Genomic DNA, 7,891 nt, shown 5'->3' on the forward strand with positions numbered 1-7,891 from the left:
TTAGTTAATTAACAGTAAGTGCGGGCAACCTTACCATAGTTACTGAATGAGTAGTTTGATGTCGCGGCGGGAATAATAACAGACTCCCCCGTTTTCAAACTCACGCGACTCTGTGATGAACAGATTTCCACACTACCTTCAATACACAATAAAATTTCAGGTGATGACGATACGATCTCAAATTCACCCTCTCGGATAATATCAAACTTAAAATCGTCAACAGGAATGGGATAAACCGAGCGGTTGCCATCTTGAAAGGGCTGCATTCTCAAATCACTTGCTTTGATTGGTTCAAACTTAGTGTTCGCAAGTAACGCTGGCACATCAATGTATTTGGGGGTTAAGCCTGCGCGTAACACATTGTCAGAGTTAGCCATGACCTCTACACCAACGCCTTTCAAGTAAGCATGTGGTGTTTCTGCAAACAAAAACATCGCCTCACCCGGTTTCAGCTCAACCACATTAAGGAACAGAGGAGAAAAAAGACCTACATCGCTAGGATACAACTTTGCAAGCTCAGTAATGAGCTTGAAGGTTTCCGTAACCTCTGCACTCTCTCCGAGAGTCGGTTCAAAACTCAAAAGCTCACTGACAGCACTGGCTTTTTGTTTCTCCCCCATCTGCAAGATAGCAGCAAATAATTGCTCGAACGTCTCCTGAGTCGGATTAGACAGAAACGGATCCAATATTGCTCTAATAGATGGCAGTATCGCAGCAGAAAAAAGCCTATGAATTGACGACAACTCACGAAAACCATTCAGCGCCAAATAAGGGGTGATGGCATACACCAACTCCGGTTTATGGTTTGCGTCTTTAAAATTGCGCTCTGCCGCATCCAGGGCGATACCCAGTTCATTTTCTTTATCAAAACCTACCTGAGCGGCCTCTTTGCTCGGGTGAACTTGAATAGACAACGGCTGATTAGCCGCCAAAATTTTCACTAAAAATGGCAGCTTATCTTCATAGCGTCCACTTTTGTCACCCAACCACAAGCTAGGATTAGAACTTATCGCATCCACCAGGGTAGATTCTTTTTTATCAATCGTTACCGTTGAACTGCCATTAGGATGTGCTCCCATCCACAACTCAGCTTGCGGTAACTGATGGGGGTTTGCGATTTTGAATAAATCAGAAAATGCGCTTGTACAACCCCACTGGAAGTTTTTTATTGGGTTATTTAACTTAAAAATCATCGTTCAGCTGCCACCAACTTACAACGCTTAGTAAACAAAAATGCTGGAGCCTAACTCCAGCATGCCGATAGAGATTAACAGAAGGAATCGTTTTGTAGATTTTCCAATGTCTGAACTACAATTTGATTTGCTCTTTCAACAGAATCCGATTCCGCATAACAACGCAGCTCGGGTGCATTTCCCGAAGGACGAAGATGCACCACATCACCGGTTTTCAATATCATTCTTAATCCGTCGGTGGTATCAACACGCTCAACTACGGCCTCCTGAAAACCTAAAGCCTCAAGCAAACCTCTGGGTTCTAAAGTCGCTTTGGCGATGATTTGATGGCTTTTCTCTGTCGCAAAGTTTTGAATGCGATCACTGGCCGTAAAACGGGGCGGCAATGCACTCACCATATCAGAGATCCTCATTTGCTTCGACTTAGACAACAGCATCAAAGCAGGTAATACAGCATCACGTGTAGGAAGTGCTTTTAAAAGATGGCCATTAATCGTGATGTCTGAGCCTAAAAGAAACCCACCGTTTGCTTCAAATCCTGCCACAGAATCATAGTTTTTGGATAACGTAGAAAATTCGGCAATCACATAAGGCGAACCAATTTTGGTTTTGGTGACAGCTTTAAACTCAGGTGATGCTTCAATGATAGTATTGCAGCTTACCGGTATTGCCAATGCCTCGACGTTCATCTCCTTCGCACACAGCAAACCCAAAATATCGCCTCGTAGCCACTCACCATTTTCATCCGCAACCAATGGTCTATCACCGTCACCATCAGTGGAAAAGATAAAATCGAGATTATGTTCCTTAGACCAAGCTCTCGCTTTAATCTTATCCGATTCAGCCACAGCCTCAGTGTCAATTGGCACAAACTCATCGGTTCTTTCTAGAGAAATCACCTCTGCACCGAGTGCTTGAAATAGGCCTTGGTATATATCACGACCGGCACTGGAATGCTCATATATGCCAATACGTTTGCCTTTAAGCAGTTCAGGTTCAAACAAGCTTGTATAACGCTCAACGTATTGCTCAGCAGCCCTTGAACTCGCGTTCAGCTTCGGTAGGTTGCTCTCACTTTCAAACCTGACCTCTGCCGCCAAAATTGCTTGTTCGTCAATTTTGGTGATTTCACCATCTGGGCGGTAAAACTTTAGCCCATTGCGGTCGAAGGGAATGTGACTGCCGGTGACCATAATGCATGGGATAGACTCTTGCATCGCTGAATAAGCCAGTGCTGGAGTGGGAATGACACCATAGTAAATGGCTTCAAAGCCCTGTGCCTGAATCGCTGTTATACACGCTTGAGCCATTGCCGGGCTGCTTGGTCGATTGTCAATAGCTACTGCAACTTGCTTAAATGCAAATCGACCAGAAAGCCCCTGCAAAAAGGCATGAGCAAAAGCCGCACAGACCTCTGGAGTAAACTGAGTCACCAATCCACGTGCACCACTGGTGCCAAACTGCACACCCGATTGGGCAATGATCTCTCTTGTATTTAACATCACCATGGTTTTAGTACCCCACCCCATACTCTTCCAGACGAACAATGTCATCTTCTTGCAGATAACTGCCTGAGCGAACTTCAATCAAATGCAAATCCACCTTACCTGGGTTTGCAATACGGTGTGCAGACCCGAGTGGAATGTAGGTCGATTGGTTTTCGCTGACCAAATAACTTTTATCACCATTGGTGACTTTGGCTGTGCCTTGCACGACAACCCAATGCTCCGCTCTGTGGTGGTGCATTTGCAAAGCGGTTTGCTCACCGGGTTTTACACGCAAATGCTTAACATGATAGCGTTCGCCCTCAGCAATTTCGTCGTGCGAACCCCATGGTCGGTAGACTTCACGATGTTGTTCGCACTCGCGACGTTTCTGCGATTTGAGCTGATTAACCACATTTTTCACATCTTGTACTTTGTCTTTATTGGCAACCAGCACCGCATCTTTGGTTTCGATGATCACCAAATTATCAACACCCACCGTAGAGACCAGCTTATTTTGCGCATAAATATAGCTATTGTGGGTTTGCTCCGCGATCACATCCCCCACCATCACATTGCCCTGACTATCTTTAGGCGAGACTTCCCAAAGTGCACTGAAGGATCCAACATCGCTCCACCCTGCATCCATCGGAACCACCAAGGCATCCTGCGTTTTTTCCATCACAGCGTAGTCGACAGAATCATCCGGACATTGAATAAATGAATCTTCTTCTAAGCGAATGAAATCCAGATCGTGTCGAGAGCCATGCATGGCCGCCTCACACGCTTGTAAAATATCTGGGCGATGCATTTTAAGCTCTTCAAGAAAGCGAGAAGCTTTAAACAAGAACATCCCACTGTTCCAGTAATATTCGCCAGAAGCTAGATATTGCTCTGCTGTGGTCAAACTCGGTTTTTCTACAAATTGGGCCACGCGATAGGCGGTGTTGCTTACAGCCTCACCTTGCTTGATATAGCCATAACCCGTTTCTGGTGCCGTCGGCACAATACCAAATGTGACTAACATCCCTTGCTTGGCTGGCTCAACTGCGTTTTCCACCGCTTGGGTAAACGCAGTTTGATTTTGAATCACATGATCGGCCGCCAAAACCAATAGCAGAGGATCATCATTACCTTTGAGTGCATGCAGTGCAGCGAGAGCAATGGCTGGTGCGGTATTACGACCTACTGGCTCCAATACGATTCCACCATGCTGGATACGTTGCTGCCTCAATTGCTCTGCAACAATAAAGCGGTGCTCTTGATTACAAATAAGCAAAGGCGCTAGGTGCTCTAAGCAAGAAAGACGCGCAATGGTCTCTTGCAGCATAGACTTATCACTGGCTAAGCTAATGAATTGCTTAGGATATAAGCTACGAGATAAAGGCCACAAACGGCTACCAGAACCGCCAGCCATGATTACTGGAATAAGCATAGTCAACTCGTTGTCTTTTTATTAAGTGTTCGTTTTAGTTATTTTGAATAATACCACTTGGTGTGGATATGTACGTTATCACTAATTAAGAGTTCATCTTTATCACACCAACGATAGCGAGAATGTTGTACATCCATGGGTAGGTTCAAGTCTGAACGAATGACAATGAGTTTATAAGCAATGGCAACATAATGAGTTGTAAACTCATTACCAAATACATTGTCATCATAAAGGTGGGTATAAGGGCCAAGCAGTTTCGCTTGAGAAAGCTCAAACTCCTTCCCAAGTTCTTCTTTCGTTAGACGGGCAAAAGCATCTTCAAGCTTTTCATTTTTGAGGATACGACCGCCGGGAACGAACCAGAAACCTTGTGCCGGTCGGTTTAAACGTTCCCCTAGCAGTATCTGGCCACCTTCATCCTCAATGACTAAATCAATGGAGACTAATGGCGTACTTTCAATCACTTGAGAAAAAAGTTGTTTGCTTAAAAACATAGGCTTTGTTTGATTCCTTATGTTAGTTCTACCCTCGGTCCATTAGCCACGATAAGACTCTTGATTGTCGAGGAACCATTGATACGTCATCGTCAGCCCATCTTCTAAGCTGGTTTTCGCTTCCCATCCGAGGTTTTTAAGGCGTGAAACATCCATTAACTTACGAGGTGTGCCGTCTGGTTTTGTTGTATCAAACTCAATTTCTCCTTCAAACCCAACTACTTTTGCCACAGTTTCGACAAGTTCACGAATAGTGCAATCCACCCCCGTACCAACGTTGATATGGCTGAGCATTGCTTGCGTGTTTTCTTGGTATGTTTTTTGATCTAGGTTCATTACATAGATAGAGGCCGCAGCCATATCATCCACATGCAAAAACTCGCGCATTGGTTTACCGCTGCCCCACGCGATGACTTTGCTATCACCATTCAGTTTTGCTTCATGGAAGCGGCGCAACAACGCGGGAATAACGTGAGAATTTTGAGGATGAAAATTATCATTTTCACCATACAAATTAGTTGGCATTACCGAGCGATAGTTACGACCATACTGACGGTTATAAGACTCACACATTTTGATACCTGCAATCTTAGCAATTGCGTAAGGTTCATTGGTTTCTTCTAATGTACCTGTCAACAGAGAATCTTCGCGCATCGGTTGCTGAGCGAATTTAGGATAGATACAAGATGATCCCAAAAACAGTAAGTCTTGAACACCATGCAGATGTGCAGAGTGAATAATATTGTTTTGAATCGTCAAATTTTGGTAAATAAACTCAGCAGGGTACATATTGTTAGCAACAATCCCGCCTACTTTAGCAGCCGCAAGGTAAACTTGGTCAATGTGGTTAGTCGCAAAAAACGCCTCGACGGCTAGTGCATTTAATAGGTTAAGTTCACTGCGATCTTTGGTAATAACATCTACTGAGCTGTCTTTAGATAATTGGCGAACGATTGCTGAGCCAACCATGCCTTTATGACCAGCTACAAATACTCTTTTCATACTAGTACCGATAATATAAACAGAAAAGGCAGAGCCTAAAAGAAAGAGCTCTGCGATATAAACTAATCAGTTATTAAGATCAATTAGCTTTCAAGAGAGATAGCGACATCAAAGCCATGCTCTTTTAAAACAGCATGCTGCTTTGCCTTATCAATATCAGAGGCAACCATTTCTGCACACATTTCTTCTACAGTAATCTCTGGAGTCCAGCCAAGTTTAGCTTTCGCTTTACTTGGATCACCAAGTAGCGTTTCGACCTCTGCTGGGCGGAAGAAGCGAGGGTTTACTTTTACAATGACATCACCCACCTTCACTTTTGGTGCTTTTTCTGGGTCAACAGCAATCACTGTCGCGATCTCATTAACACCTTCGCCAGAAAACTCTAGTTCAATGCCCGCTTCTTTCGCCGAAAGACGAACAAACTCACGCACAGAGATTTGCTTACCTGTTGCAATAACAAAATCTTCTGCCTGATCTTGTTGTAGCATCATCCACTGCATGCGAACGTAATCTTTCGCATGGCCCCAGTCACGCAACGCATCCATGTTGCCAAGTTCTAAGCAAGATTCCAGACCTTGAGAGATGTTAGCAATAGCACGAGTGATCTTACGAGTTACAAAAGTTTCACCACGACGCGGCGACTCGTGGTTAAACAAAATGCCATTACATGCGTACATACCGTAAGATTCACGATAGTTAACCACAATCCAGTATGCATACATTTTAGCTACGGCGTATGGAGAGCGCGGATAAAACGGAGTTGTTTCACGCTGAGGAATTTCGCGGACCTCACCGTAAAGCTCTGAGGTAGACGCTTGGTAAAATCGTGTTTTCTTTTCCAAACCGTTGATACGGATCGCTTCTAGGAGACGAAGGGTACCCATACCATCGACATCAGCAACATACTCGGGAGACTCAAAGGAAACCGCAACGTGCGACATTGCACCTAAGTTATAGATTTCATCAGGTTGAATTTCTTTAACCAATCGAATTAGATTTGATGAGTCTGTTAGATCACCATAGTGCAGTTTAACTTTGTCGCTATCATTTATTAACTCATCAATACGTTCGGTATTGTATGACGATGCTCGTCGAATAAGGCCGTGAACTTCATAGCCTTTTTCGACTAACAATTCGGCCAAATAGGAACCGTCTTGTCCGGTAATACCAGTTATAAATGCTATTTTCATAAATCAAATAAACCTTTAAATCTGTTAATTAAAATAGATATGCTATTTTTTCTGAGAGCAAAAACCTTGTAAAAGGCATTCCCTACAAATAGCGAAAAATCAAACAACAATCTAAGTGAAAATCTATTAAGTAATAGGTGTCTATAAAGACGCCCTTGCCCAGTCGCATACAACAACTCTTTAGAATTATCTAACGGACGCTTAGGGTGATAGACTTTACCAAAATTTGAATAATAAACCAAAATACCACTAGTTCTAGAGAAGTACTCTGTTAAGAATGAAACATCCTCTCCGCTTTTATACTTAGTTTCCTTTCCAGGACCAATTTTTTCATCAAAAAAACAGTTAATATCTTTTACACTAAAAAGATATGTACCGACACATGTATCATAAATAACATTTACTTTACTAACTGAACCTGAACTATCGAATGTTGATAATTCTGAAAAGTTAAAATCATCAAAAACCAACCTAAGCTTTAAAGTTAGTCCTTTGTTGGCATTATTTTTTAAGAAATTTATAGCACTAAGATTATAACTCAAAGAGCAGTCATGAAAAATAATATGTGAATATTTATTCCTTCGCGCATATTTAATGCCATAATTTCTCGCTCGAGATACATTGCAATATTCCGCAAGATAATAAAAACCAGCATCAATAGGTTTGAAAAGTTCGATTCCTTCGCAATCATCAAATTGAACAACAAATAAAAAATCGCACTCATCCCCAAAGACTGATTTAAAAGAAATCACCGAGTCATTTAGTTGAGCACCATACTTTAAATAATCAGAGTAAAGTAGAGTAACTGCAATTAGCAACTTCATAATTAATTCATATAATGTAGCACGACGCTACGCTCTCCATCTATAAATATTGACTGCGAGGAAAATGAGGATATTTTTACAAATGAAAATACCATTAACAAAAAGATGATGGAAATTTGATTAAATTTCAACTTAGGCAAACAACTATAATCCATTACAAAAATAAAAAACAAAACCCTATAACCCACTGGAAAATACAAAACAATGAATGTAAGAATAATTATTCTTTTATCAAACCGAAGTAGAAGCATTATACCACACACAATAAG

7 protein-coding genes are annotated in these 7,891 nt (G+C 42.2%); all 7 read right to left on the reverse strand.

Annotated elements, in window-relative coordinates:
- Window positions 1–8: 8 nt before the first annotated feature.
- The 7 genes from manA to FC652_RS09625 all read right to left on the reverse strand — a co-directional run bounded on the left by manA (window position 9) and on the right by FC652_RS09625 (window position 7,622).
- Window positions 9–1,193, reverse strand: coding sequence for a mannose-6-phosphate isomerase, class I (manA, locus tag FC652_RS09595; RefSeq protein WP_176298386.1), 1,185 nt, complete (start codon window positions 1,191–1,193; stop codon window positions 9–11).
- Window positions 1,194–1,267: 74 nt separating this feature from the next.
- On the reverse strand, window positions 1,268–2,695 hold the full coding sequence (locus FC652_RS09600) for a phosphomannomutase (protein ID WP_176298395.1): 1,428 nt from the start codon (window positions 2,693–2,695) through the stop codon (window positions 1,268–1,270).
- Between the two features lie 10 nt (window positions 2,696–2,705).
- Complete coding sequence (locus FC652_RS09605) at window positions 2,706–4,112, reverse strand: mannose-1-phosphate guanylyltransferase/mannose-6-phosphate isomerase (RefSeq protein ID WP_176298387.1); 1,407 nt, start codon at window positions 4,110–4,112, stop codon at window positions 2,706–2,708.
- A 38-nt stretch (window positions 4,113–4,150) separates the two neighbouring features.
- Window positions 4,151–4,606 (reverse strand): GDP-mannose mannosyl hydrolase, encoded by a 456-nt coding sequence (locus FC652_RS09610; protein WP_176298388.1) that lies wholly within the window; start codon window positions 4,604–4,606, stop codon window positions 4,151–4,153.
- A 42-nt stretch (window positions 4,607–4,648) separates the two neighbouring features.
- Complete coding sequence (locus FC652_RS09615; protein WP_176298389.1) at window positions 4,649–5,608, reverse strand: GDP-L-fucose synthase; 960 nt, start codon at window positions 5,606–5,608, stop codon at window positions 4,649–4,651.
- An 83-nt stretch (window positions 5,609–5,691) separates the two neighbouring features.
- Window positions 5,692–6,798, reverse strand: coding sequence for a GDP-mannose 4,6-dehydratase (gene gmd / locus FC652_RS09620; protein ID WP_176298390.1), 1,107 nt, complete (start codon window positions 6,796–6,798; stop codon window positions 5,692–5,694).
- Window positions 6,795–7,622 carry a hypothetical protein gene (locus tag FC652_RS09625; protein ID WP_176298391.1) on the reverse strand — a complete coding sequence of 276 codons (828 nt, stop codon included), beginning with the start codon at window positions 7,620–7,622 and terminating at the stop codon, window positions 6,795–6,797. The genes gmd and FC652_RS09625 overlap by 4 nt, the downstream gene beginning before the upstream one ends.
- Between the last annotated feature and the right edge of the window lie 269 nt (window positions 7,623–7,891).

The sequence above is a fragment of the Vibrio sp. 05-20-BW147 genome (assembly GCF_013369385.1).
Taxonomy (GTDB): Bacteria; Pseudomonadota; Gammaproteobacteria; order Enterobacterales; family Vibrionaceae; genus Vibrio; species Vibrio floridensis.